9 protein-coding genes are annotated in these 15,124 nt (G+C 59.6%); 1 reads left to right on the top strand and 8 read right to left on the bottom strand.

Going from position 1 to position 15,124, the window contains the following annotated elements; translation table 11 throughout:
- Nucleotides 1-58: 58 nt before the first annotated feature.
- The 4 genes from tuf to rpsL all read right to left on the bottom strand — a co-directional run bounded on the left by tuf (nt 59) and on the right by rpsL (nt 4,353).
- Nucleotides 59-1,234 (bottom strand): elongation factor Tu, encoded by a 1,176-nt coding sequence (gene tuf, locus FHT28_RS05735; RefSeq protein ID WP_034507401.1) that lies wholly within the window; start codon nt 1,232-1,234, stop codon nt 59-61.
- A 67-nt stretch (nt 1,235-1,301) separates the two neighbouring features.
- On the bottom strand, nt 1,302-3,401 hold the full coding sequence (gene fusA / locus FHT28_RS05730; protein WP_037201277.1) for an elongation factor G: 2,100 nt from the start codon (nt 3,399-3,401) through the stop codon (nt 1,302-1,304).
- Nucleotides 3,402-3,431: 30 nt separating this feature from the next.
- A complete protein-coding gene (gene rpsG, locus FHT28_RS05725; protein ID WP_034513449.1) occupies nt 3,432-3,902 on the bottom strand; it encodes a 30S ribosomal protein S7 in 471 nt (156 codons plus the stop codon).
- A 79-nt stretch (nt 3,903-3,981) separates the two neighbouring features.
- Complete coding sequence (rpsL, locus tag FHT28_RS05720; protein WP_003507760.1) at nt 3,982-4,353, bottom strand: 30S ribosomal protein S12; 372 nt, start codon at nt 4,351-4,353, stop codon at nt 3,982-3,984.
- A 508-nt stretch (nt 4,354-4,861) separates the two neighbouring features.
- Here rpsL and FHT28_RS05715 point away from each other — a divergent pair.
- Nucleotides 4,862-5,155 carry a hypothetical protein gene (locus FHT28_RS05715; RefSeq protein ID WP_047562197.1) on the top strand — a complete coding sequence of 98 codons (294 nt, stop codon included), beginning with the start codon at nt 4,862-4,864 and terminating at the stop codon, nt 5,153-5,155.
- Between the two features lie 119 nt (nt 5,156-5,274).
- On the opposite strand, the gene rpoC is transcribed toward FHT28_RS05715, so the two are convergent.
- The 4 genes from rpoC to rplJ all read right to left on the bottom strand — a co-directional run bounded on the left by rpoC (nt 5,275) and on the right by rplJ (nt 15,037).
- On the bottom strand, nt 5,275-9,486 hold the full coding sequence (gene rpoC / locus FHT28_RS05710; RefSeq protein ID WP_037201282.1) for a DNA-directed RNA polymerase subunit beta': 4,212 nt from the start codon (nt 9,484-9,486) through the stop codon (nt 5,275-5,277).
- Nucleotides 9,487-9,676: 190 nt separating this feature from the next.
- Nucleotides 9,677-13,819: a DNA-directed RNA polymerase subunit beta gene (rpoB, locus tag FHT28_RS05705; RefSeq protein WP_037201284.1), complete on the bottom strand. Its 4,143-nt coding sequence runs from the start codon at nt 13,817-13,819 to the stop codon at nt 9,677-9,679.
- Nucleotides 13,820-14,082: 263 nt separating this feature from the next.
- Complete coding sequence (rplL, locus tag FHT28_RS05700) at nt 14,083-14,460, bottom strand: 50S ribosomal protein L7/L12 (RefSeq protein ID WP_034486692.1); 378 nt, start codon at nt 14,458-14,460, stop codon at nt 14,083-14,085.
- Between the two features lie 58 nt (nt 14,461-14,518).
- Nucleotides 14,519-15,037: a 50S ribosomal protein L10 gene (rplJ, locus tag FHT28_RS05695; RefSeq protein ID WP_034513455.1), complete on the bottom strand. Its 519-nt coding sequence runs from the start codon at nt 15,035-15,037 to the stop codon at nt 14,519-14,521.
- Nucleotides 15,038-15,124 lie beyond the last annotated feature (87 nt).

Below are 15,124 nucleotides of genomic sequence, written 5' to 3'. Positions count from 1 at the left end.
CGAATTCACCGGCGTCCCCATCACTCATTTGCGGGCCTTGGCCCAGCCGCCTGCTTTATTACTCGACGATGGATGCGACGATGCCTGCGCCGACGGTACGGCCGCCTTCGCGGATGGCGAAGCGCAGCTTTTCTTCCATCGCGATCGGCACGATCAGCTCAACGGCAACCGTGACGTTGTCGCCCGGCATGACCATTTCCGTGCCTTCCGGAAGCGTCACGATGCCGGTGACATCCGTCGTGCGGAAGTAGAACTGCGGACGGTAGTTCGTGAAGAACGGCGTATGACGGCCGCCTTCTTCCTTCGTCAGGATGTAGGCTTCGGCCATGAACTTCTTGTGCGGCTTCACAGAACCCGGCTTGCAAAGAATCTGACCACGCTCGACGCCGTCACGGTTCACACCGCGGATCAGCGCGCCGATGTTGTCGCCGGCCTGGCCCTGATCGAGCAGCTTGCGGAACATTTCAACGCCGGTCACCGTCGTCTTCGACGTCGGACGAATGCCGACGATCTCGACTTCTTCACCAACCTTGACGATACCGCGCTCGACGCGGCCCGTCACAACCGTACCACGGCCAGAGATCGAGAACACGTCTTCGATCGGCATCAGGAACGGCTGGTCGATCGGACGCTCAGGCGTCGGGATGTAGGCGTCAACAGCCGCCATCAGCTCGCGGATCGCGTCTTCGCCGATCTTCTTGTCCGAATCTTCAAGTGCTGCCAGAGCCGAACCCTTGACGACCGGAATGTCGTCGCCCGGGAAGTCGTAGGACGACAGCAGTTCGCGAACTTCGAGCTCGACCAGCTCCAGAAGCTCGGCGTCGTCAACCTGGTCGACCTTGTTCAGGAACACGACGATTGCCGGAACGCCAACCTGGCGAGCAAGCAGGATGTGCTCGCGCGTCTGCGGCATCGGGCCGTCGGCAGCCGAGCAAACCAGGATCGCGCCGTCCATCTGGGCGGCACCGGTGATCATGTTCTTCACATAGTCGGCGTGGCCGGGGCAGTCGACGTGCGCATAGTGACGGGCCGGCGTCTCGTATTCGACGTGAGCCGTCGAGATCGTGATGCCACGTGCCTTTTCTTCCGGGGCAGCGTCGATCTGGTCATACGCCTTGTACTCGCCGAAGTACTTCGTGATCGCTGCCGTCAGAGACGTCTTGCCGTGGTCAACGTGCCCAATCGTACCAATGTTAACGTGCGGCTTATTGCGCTCAAACTTACTCTTTGCCATTTTCGGCTCTCCATTTTTCCTGTCCCCGAAGGGATCAATTCTTGTTATCGGTCAATTGGTATTCCGGTCACTTCTGGCCGGAATACTTTGCCTGGATTTCCTGTGCGACGTTCGACGGAACCGGCGCGTAATGATCGAAGGTCATCGTGTACTGTGCACGGCCCTGAGACATGGAACGCAGGTTATCGACATACTTGAACATGTTTGCCAGCGGGACGTTCGCGTTGATGACAACAGCGATACCGCGGCTTTCCTGGCCCTGGATCTGGCCACGACGCGAGTTCAGGTCGCCGATGACGTCGCCGACGTAGTCTTCCGGCGTCACGACTTCGACCTTCATCATCGGCTCGAGGAGCTGAGCGCCGGCTTCGCGGGCAGCTTCACGGAAGCAAGCACGCGAGGCGATTTCGAAGGCCAGAACCGACGAGTCGACGTCGTGGAAGGCGCCATCGATGAGCGTCGCCTTGACGCCGAGCATCGGGAAGCCAGCCAGCGGGCCTGAAGACAGAACGCTTTCGATGCCCTTCTGAACGCCGGGGATGTATTCCTTCGGAACGGAACCGCCAACGATCTTGGACTCGAACTTGAAATCGTCGCCTTCCGGGTTCGGTTCGAACACGATCTTGACGCGAGCGAACTGACCGGTACCACCCGACTGCTTCTTGTGGGTGTAGTCCTTCTCCGTCTGACGCGTGATGGTTTCGCGGTAAGCAACCTGCGGCGCGCCAACAGTTGCTTCAACCTTGAATTCACGACGCATACGGTCGACGATGATGTCGAGGTGAAGTTCACCCATGCCGGCGATGATCGTCTGGCCCGATTCCTGGTCCGTCTTCACGCGGAAGGACGGGTCTTCTGCAGCCAGGCGGTTGAGCGCGAGGCCCATCTTTTCCTGGTCGCCCTTGGTCTTCGGCTCGATCGCGATCTGGATGACCGGCTCGGGGAATTCCATGCGCTCGAGGATAACCGGCTTCAGCGGATCGCAGAGCGTATCGCCAGTGGTGGTTTCCTTGAGGCCGGCCAGAGCGACGATGTCGCCAGCGAAGGCTTCTTCGATGTCTTCACGCGAGTTCGAGTGCATCTGCAGCATACGGCCGACACGCTCGCGCTTGTCCTTGACCGTATTCATGACCGACGCGCCCTTTTCGAGCTTGCCGGAGTAGACGCGGGCGAAGGTCAGCGAACCGACGAAGGGGTCGTTCATGATCTTGAACGCCAGCATGGACAACGGCTCGCTGTCGTCAGCGTGACGTTCGATCTCGGCCTCAGTCTTGAAATCGATGCCCTTGATCGCCGGAATGTCGAGCGGCGACGGCAGGTATTCGACAACGGCGTCGAGCAGCGGCTGAACACCCTTGTTCTTGAAGGCGGTGCCGCAGAACATCGGATGGAACTTGACGTCGATCGTGCCACGACGGACGAGCGCGCGGATCTGATCGTTATCAGGCAGGTTGCCTTCGAGGTAAGCTTCAGTCGCGGCTTCGTCGATCTCGACAACGGTCTCGATCAGCTTTTCGCGATATTCTTCAGCCTTGGCCTTCATGTCTTCCGGAATTTCGACGACGTCCCACTGAGCGCCGAGCGATTCGTCGCGCCAGATGAGAGCGTTCATCTCGATCAGGTCGATGACGCCCTTGAACTCGGTTTCAGCACCGATCGGCAGCTGCATGACGACAGCGGTAGCGCCGAGGCGGGTCTTGATCATCTCGACCGAGCGATAGAAATCGGCGCCGGTCTTGTCCATCTTGTTGCAGAAGATCATGCGCGGAACATGATACTTCTCGGCCTGACGCCAGACGGTTTCCGTCTGCGGCTCAACGCCGGCGTTGGCATCGAGCAGCGCGATGGCGCCGTCGAGAACGCGCAGCGAACGCTCGACTTCGATGGTGAAGTCGACGTGGCCGGGAGTGTCGATAATGTTGAAGCGGCGGGTCTTGCCGTCACGGCCCTTCCAGTAGGTCGTGGTGGCAGCGGAGGTGATCGTGATGCCACGCTCCTGCTCCTGCTCCATCCAGTCCATGGTGGCGGCACCATCGTGCACTTCGCCGATCTTGTGCGACTTGCCGGTGTAGTAAAGAATACGCTCGGTGGTCGTGGTCTTACCGGCGTCGATGTGCGCCATGATACCGAAATTGCGGTAGTCTTCGATCTTATATTCGCGAGCCATAATGGACTGCCTTTCCGAAACCGTTCGGGATTACCAGCGATAATGCGAGAACGCACGGTTGGCATCAGCCATCTTGTGCGTATCTTCGCGCTTCTTAACGGCAGCGCCGCGGTTGTTGGAGGCATCGAGAAGTTCGCCGCTGAGGCGGTCGACCATCGTGGTCTCGTTGCGCTTGCGAGCAGCAGCGATCAGCCAGCGAATGGCCAGAGCCTGACGACGCTCCGGGCGAACATCGACCGGAACCTGGTAGGTAGCACCACCGACACGACGCGAACGAACTTCAACGTGCGGAGCGATGTTATCCAAAGCCTGATGGAACACGCCGAGCGGCTCCTGCTTTGCCTTGCCCTGCACGGCGTCGAATGCGCCGTATACGATGTTTTCAGCCACGGACTTCTTGCCGTCGAGCATGATGGCATTCATGAACTTGGTGACGACCAGATCGCCGAACTTCGGGTCCGGGTTGATCTCGCGCTTTTCTGCTCTGTGACGTCTGGACATGTACTTCTCGTCTCTCAACTATTAGCGGCGCTTCACCACGCGGAGAACCTCGCGCAGCACCGGATTATCTGAAACCGAATTACTTCGGACGCTTTGCACCGTACTTGGAACGGCGCTGCTTGCGGTTCTTGACACCCTGGGTATCGAGAACGCCGCGGATGATGTGGTAACGGACACCCGGAAGGTCCTTAACGCGGCCGCCACGGATCATGACGACTGAGTGTTCCTGAAGGTTGTGACCTTCACCCGGAATGTAACCAATGACTTCGAAGCCGTTGGTCAGGCGGATCTTTGCGACCTTACGCAGAGCCGAGTTCGGCTTCTTCGGCGTCGTCGTGTAGACGCGGGTGCAAACGCCGCGCTTCTGCGGGTTCTCCTGAAGAGCAGGAACCTTGTTACGCTTTACCTGCGCCTGGCGAGGCTTGCGGATCAGCTGGTTTACGGTAGGCATTCAACCATCCCTTATAAATCTATCTCGACACCCTTGCGGGCATGACTATCGCCGTCACCGGCAACGACACACGATCGTCTCAATGCGCAAAACGTGGCCCGATCCGCTTTCGCAGATGGACCACAGAAAAGCAGAGGACGCCGATATGGCGTCTTGCGTGCAGCATTCGTGTCTTCAACGTGCGTTGTAGAACCTTGTTTGAGGTGAACTCCAGAGCGCGTCGCCCCGAACAGCCATGCCTCACATGGGTCCTGATGGCGGCGGTACTACTGGTTTCCCGTCGCTTCGTCAAGGCCGGTTAAGAAATTATCTTTGTCACAGAGGCCTGAAAGGCCCGGCAAACCAGCCATTTGGCGCTTTCGATACGGAAATGCCGCCCCTTCGGCAAGATGGACTTTGGTATTTCGTTAAAATCCCTATAAGAAATCACGGAAAGACAATTCCATCAGATGACCCGTGCGACCAAAAGGAATCGCCTGGTCGATTCGACACCCCCGAAGGAAGACTCATGATTACTGCGCCAGACAACGACAACAATTCCGACGGCCCCATGGTCTTCATCATCATCGGCAAGGGCTACGAGACCGACGGCGGCGAAGGCGTCGACCTCCATGTCATGCTGAAAGCGCCTGATGACGACTCCGCCGTGCGCGAAGCGCTCAACGCGCTTGCCGAAGAAGGCTTCATCGAGGCCGACCTCGACCAAATCGGCCTGCTGACGGACGTACCGGACGAAGAGCCGCACGCATCGGCCTATCAGGGTGCGCTCGAAGGAGAAGTGGCGATCATCCGGTTCCGCTGACAGGTAGTCCTCCGAAGGCCCGGCAACCGCCCTGCCCCGTTTTCGCTCCATCACCGAACAAAAAAGAAGCCGCCCGGATCACTCCGGGCGGCTTTTGATTTCCAGCAGGCTTGCAGCCCTTATTCGGCCGCAGGAGCCTTCTCGCCAGCCATGTCCTGAAGCATGGGCGTGGCGACGCCAGCGTCCGTGCCCTTGCGACGCTCTTCCAGAATGAGCTCGTCACGAGCCGTGGCGATGCGGCGGATCTGGGTCATGGTGCCGCCGGTACCGGCCGGGATGAGACGGCCGACGATGACGTTTTCCTTCAGACCCTGCAGGCCGTCGGTCTTGCCGGCGATCGCAGCTTCCGTCAGTACCTTCGTCGTTTCCTGGAAGGAAGCGGCAGAGATGAAGGACGGCGTTTGCAGCGACGCCTTGGTGATGCCGAGCAGAACCGGATCGCCGTAAGCGGGCTTCTTGCCTACCTCGATCAGGCGGTCGTTGGCGTCCTCCAGCTCGATACGATCGACGTTGTCGCCGACGATATACTGGCTGTCGCCCGCATCGGTGATTTCCACCTTCTGCAGCATCTGACGGACAATCACTTCGATGTGCTTGTCGTTGATGACAACGCCCTGCAAGCGGTAGACTTCCTGGATTTCGTTGACGAGATAGGAAGCCAAAGCCTCCACGCCCTTGATCGCCAGGATGTCGTGCGGAGCCGGGTTACCGTCGAGGATGTAGTCACCCTTTTCGATATAGTCGCCATCCTGAAGATGGAAGGGCTTGCCCTTCGGGATCAGGTACTCGACCGGCTCGACACCGTCTTCCGCCGGCTCGATGATGACGCGGCGCTTGTTCTTGTAATCGCGGCCGAGACGGATCGTACCATCGATCTCCGCGATGATGGCATGGTCCTTCGGACGACGAGCCTCGAACAGTTCGGCAACACGCGGCAGACCGCCCGTGATGTCCTTGGTCTTGGCGCTTTCCAGCGGCGAACGGGCGAGAACGTCACCCTGCGACACCTTCTGGCCCGGCTCGACCGACAGGATCGCGTCGACCGAGAGCAGGAAGCGGGCGTCACCGCCGCGCGACAGCTTGGCAACATTGCCGCTGGCGTCCTTGATGACGATCGCCGGCTTCAGATCCGAGCCACGCGGCGTCGAACGCCAGTCGAAGACCTGACGCTTGGTGATGCCTGTGGACTCGTCGGTTGCTTCGAGAACCGAAAGACCGTCGATGACGTCTTCGAAGTGAACCGTACCGGCCACTTCCGTCATCATCGGGCGGGTATAGGGATCCCACTCCGCCAGACGCTGGCCGCGCTTCACCTTGTCGCCATCGTCGACATGGAGCTTCGAGCCGTAGGCGACGCGCTGCGAGGAACGCTCGACACCGCGCTCGTCCAGGATCTGGACCGTCATGTTGCGGCCCATGGCAACCAGGTTGCCATCGGAGTTGCGCAGCATGTTGCGGTTCTTGATCTGAACCGTGCCCTCGTAGGAGGCTTCCAGGAACGACTGGTCGACCACGGTGGCCGTGCCGCCCAAGTGGAACGTACGCATGGTCAGCTGCGTGCCCGGTTCACCGATCGACTGCGCGGCGATGACGCCGACAGCTTCACCGAGATTGACAGGCGTGCCGCGAGCCAGGTCGCGGCCGTAGCAGACCGAGCAGACGCCCGTCTGGATTTCGCAGGTCAGTGCCGAACGGATGCGGATCGACTGGATACCAGCCTTCTCGATCTCGATGACATCCGGCTCAAGGATCATCCTGCCGGCATCGACGATGCGCTCACCCGTGACCGGATGATCGATATCGTCCAGCGCCGTACGGCCGAGGATGCGGGCGCCGATCGAAGCGACGACCTGACCGGCATCGACGATGGCGGTCATGGTGAGGCCCTTGTCGGTACCGCAATCGACGTGGGTGACAATGCAATCCTGAGCGACGTCGACGAGACGGCGGGTCAGGTAACCCGAGTTCGCGGTCTTCAAGGCGGTGTCAGCAAGACCCTTACGGGCACCGTGCGTCGAGTTGAAGTACTCGTTCACGGTCAGGCCTTCCTTGAAGTTCGAGATGATCGGCGTCTCGATGATTTCGCCCGACGGCTTGGCCATGAGGCCGCGCATGCCGCCCAACTGACGCATCTGGTTCGGAGAACCGCGGGCGCCCGAGTGGCTCATCATGTAGATCGAGTTCATCGGCTTCTGACGACCGGTCGCCGGATCGAATTCGACGGCCTTAATGCGGGCCATCATTTCTTCGGCGACCTTTTCCGTGGCCTTGCCCCAGGCGTCGACAACCTTGTTGTACTTTTCGCCCTGGGTGATCAGGCCGTCATTGTACTGCTGCTCGTATTCCTTCACCAGGGCTTCGGTGTCACCGACGATCTTAACCTTGGTATCCGGAATGACCATGTCGTCCTTGCCGAACGAAATGCCGGCGCGGCAGGCATGGGAGAAACCGAGCTGCATGATGCGGTCGCAGAAAATGACCGTGTCCTTCTGGCCGCAGTGGCGGTAGACCGTGTCGATCATCTTGGAGATGTTCTTCTTGGTCATTTCCTGGTTGCAGATGTCGAAGGTCACCTTGCCATGCTTCGGCAGCAACTCGCCGATCAGCAGGCGGCCGGGCGTCGTTTCGTAGATCTTCGAATAGGGCTTACCCTCTTCGTCGACCGACTTGAAGCGGCCGCGGATCTTCGAATGCAGCGTTACAACCTTGTTTTCGAGAGCATGGTGCAGCTCGCCGAGGTCGGAGAAGGCCATGCCTTCGCCCGGCTCGTTCTGGTTCAGGATCGACAGGTAGTACAGGCCGAGAACCATGTCCTGCGAGGGAACTATGATCGGCGCGCCGTTTGCCGGATGCAGGATGTTGTTGGTCGACATCATCAGCACGCGGGCTTCAAGCTGGGCTTCCAGCGACAGCGGCACGTGAACGGCCATCTGGTCGCCGTCGAAGTCGGCGTTGAAGGCCGTGCAGACGAGCGGGTGCAGCTGGATAGCCTTGCCTTCGACCAGCATGGGTTCGAAGGCCTGGATGCCCAGGCGGTGCAGCGTCGGCGCACGGTTCAAGAGAACCGGATGCTCGCGGATGACCTCGTCGAGGATATCCCAAACTTCCGGCTTTTCCTTTTCGACCAGCTTCTTGGCCTGCTTGACGGTCGAGGAATAACCCTTCGCGTCGAGGCGGGCGTAGATGAACGGCTTGAACAGCTCGAGCGCCATCTTCTTCGGCAGGCCGCACTGGTGCAGCTTCAATTCCGGACCGGTCACGATGACCGAACGGCCGGAATAGTCGACGCGCTTGCCGAGCAGGTTCTGACGGAAGCGGCCCTGCTTGCCCTTGAGCATGTCGGACAGCGACTTCAGCGGACGCTTGTTGGCGCCGGTGATGACGCGGCCGCGACGGCCGTTGTCGAACAGCGCATCGACAGATTCCTGCAGCATGCGCTTTTCGTTGCGGATGATGATGCCCGGAGCGCGCAGTTCGATGAGGCGCTTCAGACGGTTGTTACGGTTGATGACGCGGCGATACAGATCGTTCAGATCCGAGGTCGCGAAACGGCCGCCATCCAGCGGAACCAGCGGGCGCAGGTCCGGCGGGATGACCGGAACGACCTTCATGATCATCCATTCCGGACGATTGCCTGACTCCATGAAGTTCTCGACGATCTTCAGGCGCTTCATCAGTTTCTTCTGCTTGAGATCCGACGTGGTGTCGGCAAGCTCGGCGCGCAGATCGCCCGCAATCTTTTCGAGATTCATGCTGGCCAGCATCTCGTAGATCGCTTCAGCACCGATCATGGCGGTGAACTGGTCTTCGCCATATTCGTCGATGGCGAGCATGTACTCTTCTTCCGAGAGAAGCTGATGCTCCTTCAGGGCGGTGAGGCCCGGCTCGGTGACGATGTAGTTTTCGAAGTAGAGGACGCGCTCGACATCCTTCAGCGTCATGTCGAGCAGCGTGGAAATGCGGCTCGGCAGCGACTTCAGGAACCAGATATGGGCAACGGGAGCGGCGAGCTCGATATGACCCATGCGCTCACGGCGAACGCGCGACAGCGTGACTTCGACGCCGCACTTTTCGCAGATGATGCCCTTGTACTTCATGCGCTTGTACTTGCCGCACAGGCACTCGTAATCCTTGATCGGCCCGAAGATTCGTGCGCAGAAAAGACCATCGCGTTCCGGCTTGAACGTACGATAGTTGATCGTTTCCGGCTTCTTGATCTCGCCATAAGACCAGGAAAGAATCTTCTCCGGCGATGCGATCGAGATCCGGATGGAATCGAAATTCTGTGCAGGCACCTGCGGATTGAAAAGATTCATGACCTCTTGGTTCATGCCTGTCTCCTTTTGGGGCGAAGCGCCCTCGAACTGCAATCAGTGCCGGCAAATTCCCGGGAACCGGACTGACGCGTTAAAACGACAATAACCGCAAAATGCGGCGAAACCGTCCCCGCCTGGCGCTACCCGAAATAGGGCGCCGGCTGGAACGGTGCGCGCTGATGGACAGCGCGCACCCTATCGACTGTTACTCGGCCGCATCCGGAAGCTGGTTCGCCGTCTGCAGATCGTCGATCTTGGAATTTTCCAACTCGACGCTGAGACCCAGCGAACGCATTTCCTTGACGAGAACGTTGAAGCTTTCCGGAATGCCCGCCTCGAAGGTATCGTCGCCACGGACAATGGCTTCGTAGACCTTGGTGCGGCCGGCCACGTCGTCCGACTTGACCGTGAGCATTTCCTGCAGCGTGTAGGCTGCACCGTAAGCTTCGAGCGCCCAGACTTCCATTTCGCCGAAGCGCTGACCGCCGAACTGCGCCTTACCGCCCAGCGGCTGCTGGGTGACGAGCGAGTAAGGACCGATCGAACGGGCGTGGATCTTGTCGTCGACAAGGTGGTTCAGCTTCAGCATGTAGATGTAGCCAACCGTGACCTGACGGTCGAACTGCTCGCCGGTACGACCGTCGTACAGCGTCGACTGACCGGTCTGCTTGAGACCTGCCATGACCAGCATCTCGTTGACATCGGCTTCACCGGCGCCGTCGAAGACCGGGGTCGCGATGGATACGCCACGCTTCCACTGGTCGGCCAGACGCAGAACCGATGCATCGTCATACTCGTGAACGTCGTCGCTCTTCGGACCGTCGCCGACGACCATGTCGATCGTCTTGCGCAGAGGTTCGATGTTGCCGCTCGCCTTGTAAGCTTCGATCAGCTCGCCGATCTGACGACCCATGCCGGCGCAAGCCCAGCCGAGGTGCGTCTCGAGGATCTGACCAACGTTCATGCGCGAGGGAACGCCGAGCGGGTTCAGCACGATGTCGACATGCGTGCCGTCTTCGAGGAACGGCATGTCTTCGACCGGCACGATACGCGATACGACGCCCTTGTTGCCGTGACGGCCGGCCATCTTGTCGCCCGGCTGGATCTTGCGCTTCACAGCGACGAAGACCTTGACCATCTTCATGACGCCCGGAGGCATTTCATCGCCGCGCTGGACCTTCTCGACCTTGTCCATGAAGCGCTGTTCGAGGCGCGACTTGGATTCGTCGTACTGGCCACGCAGGGCTTCGAGTTCGCCCTGGACCTTCTCGTCCTCGACGGCGAACATCCACCACTGCGAACGCGGATACTCCGAAACGACGGCGTTCGACAGTTCCGTGCCCTTCTTGAAGCCCTTCGGACCGGCAAGAGCAACCTGACCACGCAGCATTTCGACCAGGCGGCCGTAGACGTTGCGGTCAAGGATCGCCTGCTCGTCGTCGCGGTCCTTCGCGAGACGCTCGATCTCTTCGCGCTCGATCGCCATGGCGCGTTCGTCCTTCTCAACGCCGTGGCGGTTGAAGACGCGAACTTCGACGACCGTACCGTAGGTGCCGGGCGGCATGCGCATGGAAGTGTCGCGAACGTCGGATGCCTTTTCACCGAAGATGGCGCGCAGAAGCTTTTCTTCCGGCGTCATCGGGCTTTCGCCCTTCGGCGTGATCTTGCCGACGAGGATATCGCCCGGCTGGACTTCGGCGCCGATGTAAACGATGCCGGCTTCGTCCAGGTTCTTCAGCGCTTCTTCCGAAACGTTCGGAATGTCGCGGGTGATTTCTTCCGGACCGAGCTTGGTGTCGCGCGCCATCACTTCGAATTCCTCGATGTGGATGGAGGTGAACACGTCATCGGCAACGATACGCTCGGAGAGCAGGATCGAGTCTTCGTAGTTGTAGCCGTTCCACGGCATGAACGCGACGAGCACGTTCCGGCCGAGCGCCAGATCGCCGAGGTCGGTCGAGGGACCGTCCGCCAGGATGTCGCCCTTGTTGACCACGTCGCCGACGGTGACCAGCGGGCGCTGGTTGACGCAGGTGTTCTGGTTCGAACGCTGGAACTTCATCAGGCGATAGATATCGACGCCGGACTTCGACGGATCGAGATCTTCCGTGGCGCGGATAACGATACGCGTCGCGTCGACCTGGTCGACCACACCGCCGCGGCGAGCGCCGATAGCAGCACCCGAGTCACGCGCGACGACCGGCTCCATGCCGGTGCCAACGAACGGAGCTTCGGCGCGCAAGAGCGGCACGGCCTGACGCTGCATGTTCGAGCCCATGAGAGCACGGTTGGCGTCGTCGTTTTCCAGGAACGGGATCAGCGCGGCTGCGACCGAAACCAGCTGCTTCGGCGAGACGTCCATCAGGTTGATGTTGTCGCGCGGAGCGAGCATGACTTCGCCGGCATGACGGCAAACGACGAATTCTTCGATGAAGGAACCTTCAGCGTCGAGCTCTGCGTTGGCCTGGGCAACGTAGTACTTCGCCTCTTCCATGGCGGAGAGGTAGAGCACGTCGTTGGTCACCTTACCGTCGATGATGCGGCGATAAGGGCTTTCGATGAAGCCGTACTTGTTGACGCGGGCGAAGGTCGCCAGCGAATTGATGAGGCCGATGTTCGGACCTTCCGGCGTTTCGATCGGGCAAATACGACCGTAGTGCGTCGGGTGCACGTCGCGGACTTCGAAGCCGGCGCGCTCGCGGGTCAGACCGCCCGGGCCGAGAGCCGAAAGACGGCGCTTGTGGGTGATTTCCGAAAGCGGGTTCACCTGGTCCATGAACTGCGACAGCTGCGAGGAACCGAAGAATTCGCGAACGGCTGCAGCCGCCGGCTTCGCGTTGATCAGATCCTGCGGCATGACCGTGTCGATTTCGATCGAGGACATACGTTCCTTGATCGCACGCTCCATGCGCAGCAGGCCGAGACGGTACTGGTTCTCCATCAGCTCGCCGACCGAACGGACGCGGCGGTTGCCGAGGTTGTCGATGTCGTCGATTTCGCCCTTGCCGTCGCGCAATTCGACCAGCATCTTGACCACGGCCAGGATGTCGTCCTTGCGCAGGACGCGAACGGTGTCGGCAACGTCGAGGTCGAGGCGCATGTTCATCTTGACGCGGCCGACGGCGGAGAGATCGTAACGCTCCGCATCGAAGAACAGCGAGTTGAACATGGCTTCGGCCGACTCCATGGTCGGCGGCTCACCCGGGCGCATGACGCGATAGATGTCGAACAGAGCGTCCTGACGGTTCTCGTTCTTGTCGGCAGACAGCGTGTTGCGGATGTAGGCGCCGACATTGATATGGTCGATGCCGAGAACCGGAATTTCTTCGAAACCAGCCTTCAGGATGACCGGCAGGGTCTTCTCGTCGATTTCGTCGCCGGCTTCGAGATAGATCTCACCGGTCCGAAGGTTGACGATATCCTCCGCCAGGAACAGGCCGTACAGCTCTTCGTCCGTCGCCTTCAGGGCCTTGAGGCCTTTGTCCTGCAGCTGACGCAGCAGACGCGGGGTCAGCTTCTTGCCGCCTTCGACCACGACTTCGCCGGTGTCGGCGTCGATCATGTCGGTAACGGTCTTGGCGCCCTTCAGCGTTTCCGCGTTGAAGGGAATGCGCCAGCCATCGCCGGAGCGCTGGTAGAGCGACTTCGTATAGAAGGTCGACAGGATTTCTTCGCCATCCATGCCGAGCGCCATCAGCAGCGACGTCACCGGAATCTTGCGGCGGCGGTCGATACGGGCGTAGACGATGTCCTTGGCGTCGAATTCGATGTCAAGCCAGGAACCGCGATACGGGATGACGCGGGCGGCAAAGAGCAGCTTGCCGGAAGAATGGCTCTTGCCCTTGTCGTGATCGAAGAAGACGCCCGGCGAACGGTGCATCTGCGATACGATCACGCGCTCGGTACCGTTGACGATGAAGGTACCGTTGTTCGTCATGAGCGGCATGTCGCCCATGTAGACGCTCTGTTCCTTGATGTCCTTGATGGACTTCGCGCCCGTATCCTCATCGATATCGAACACGATCAGACGGAGAGTGACCTTCAGCGGCGCGGCATAGGTCAGGTCGCGCTGGCGGCACTCATCGACGTCGAACTTCGGCGGTTCGAATTCATACGATACGAACTCCAGCATCGAAGCGCCGGAGAAATCGGTGATCGGGAAAACCGACCTGAAAACGGCCTGAAGACCTTCGTCCGGGCGGCCGCCCTTCGGCTCTTCGACCATCAGAAACTGATCGTAGGACGCCTTCTGAACCTCGATGAGGTTCGGCATCTCTGCGACTTCGGGAATCTTACCAAAAAACTTGCGTACGCGCCTGCGCCCATTGAACGAAAGGGTCTGAGCCATCGTCGCTCCTTTAAAATCCTGCACCCGGGCCTGCAACGGATGGGAACCGCTGGCCAGGCGATCCCATCAATCAATGAGTAGTTCAATCTCGTCTAACTAATCGAAAACCGCTCGGCACGGATTGCGTCGCGGTTCGATTTGAGACCATCCTCTTGAAGAACCCATTACCCAAAAGCCGGTTTGCCTGCGGCTTTTGGGTAATTCGTTCAGAAAAACGGCAAATGGGAGGCGGCAAAAAGCCACCTCCCAAAGCAGTTTCAAGCTTACTTGACGTCGACCTTTGCGCCGGCGTCTTCGAGCTTCTTCTTGATGTCAGCGGCTTCAGCCTTGGAAACGCCTTCCTTGACAGCCTTCGGAGCAGCTTCGACGAGGTCCTTAGCTTCCTTGAGGCCGAGGCCGGTGATAGCGCGGACTTCCTTGATGACGTTGATCTTGTTCGCGCCAACATCCGTGAGGATGGCGTCGAATTCGGTCTTTTCTTCTTCAACGACAGCAGCAGCGGCAGCACCACCAGCGGCAGCAACAGCTACCGGAGCAGCGGCGGAAACGCCCCACTTTTCTTCGAGAAGCTTGGACAGTTCTGCGGCTTCGAGAACGGTCAGCGAGGAGAGGTCGTCTACGATCTTTGCGAGATCAGCCATTTTTGTAGTTCCTTTTGTTCGGTTCGAACTGGTTGATTATGAACAGCGAAAAACCGCCTTACGCGGCTTCGTCCTTCTTGGCGTAGGCCGAGAACACGCGAGCAAGCTGACTTGCCGGCGCTGCAACAACACCTGCGATGCGGGTAGCCGGAGTCTGGATCATGCCCAGCAGCTTCGCGCGCAGCTCGTCCAGCGAAGGCAGGGTCGCGAGCGACTTCACACCTTCGGGGTTGAGCGTTGTTGTTCCCATGGCGCCGCCCAAGACAACGATCTTATCGTTGCCCTTGGCGAAATCCACGACGACCTTCGGAGCGGTAATCGGATCAGTGCTGTATGCGATCAGCGTCTGACCGGTGAAGAGATCGGAAATCCCTTCCGCGTCCGTGCCCTGAAGAGCAATTTTGGCCAGGCGGTTCTTCGCGACTTTGATAGTGCCGCCAGCAGCGCGCATCTTCGAACGAAAATCGTTCATCTGAGCGACTGTAGCACCAGCATAGTGGGCCACGACAACTGAGCCCGAAGCCTTGAAGACTTCGTTCAGTTCCGTGACGAATTCGCGTTTTTCCGCTCTTTCCACTGCTTTTCTCCAGTTGACAGGACCGGGTTAACGGACCTGCCGGGTTGCCTTTTGCCTCATGGGATCAAGTAGATCCCAAGCGACGCT

It is taken from the genome of Rhizobium sp. SG570 (assembly GCF_012275345.1).
Classification (GTDB): Bacteria; Pseudomonadota; Alphaproteobacteria; order Rhizobiales; family Rhizobiaceae; genus Rhizobium; species Rhizobium lusitanum.
Note: the sequence above shows the minus strand (reverse complement) of the source record. Positions and strands in the feature narration are given on the sequence as shown.

Coding starts and splice junctions, on each gene's coding strand:
- tuf (WP_034507401.1), bottom strand. CDS start 1,234: ATGGCAAAGAGTAAGTTTGAGCGCAATAAGCCGCACGTTAACATTGGT.
- fusA (WP_037201277.1), bottom strand. CDS start 3,401: ATGGCTCGCGAATATAAGATCGAAGACTACCGCAATTTCGGTATCATG.
- rpsG (WP_034513449.1), bottom strand. CDS start 3,902: ATGTCCAGACGTCACAGAGCAGAAAAGCGCGAGATCAACCCGGACCCG.
- rpsL (WP_003507760.1), bottom strand. CDS start 4,353: ATGCCTACCGTAAACCAGCTGATCCGCAAGCCTCGCCAGGCGCAGGTA.
- FHT28_RS05715 (WP_047562197.1), top strand. CDS start 4,862: ATGATTACTGCGCCAGACAACGACAACAATTCCGACGGCCCCATGGTC.
- rpoC (WP_037201282.1), bottom strand. CDS start 9,486: ATGAACCAAGAGGTCATGAATCTTTTCAATCCGCAGGTGCCTGCACAG.
- rpoB (WP_037201284.1), bottom strand. CDS start 13,819: ATGGCTCAGACCCTTTCGTTCAATGGGCGCAGGCGCGTACGCAAGTTT.
- rplL (WP_034486692.1), bottom strand. CDS start 14,460: ATGGCTGATCTCGCAAAGATCGTAGACGACCTCTCCTCGCTGACCGTT.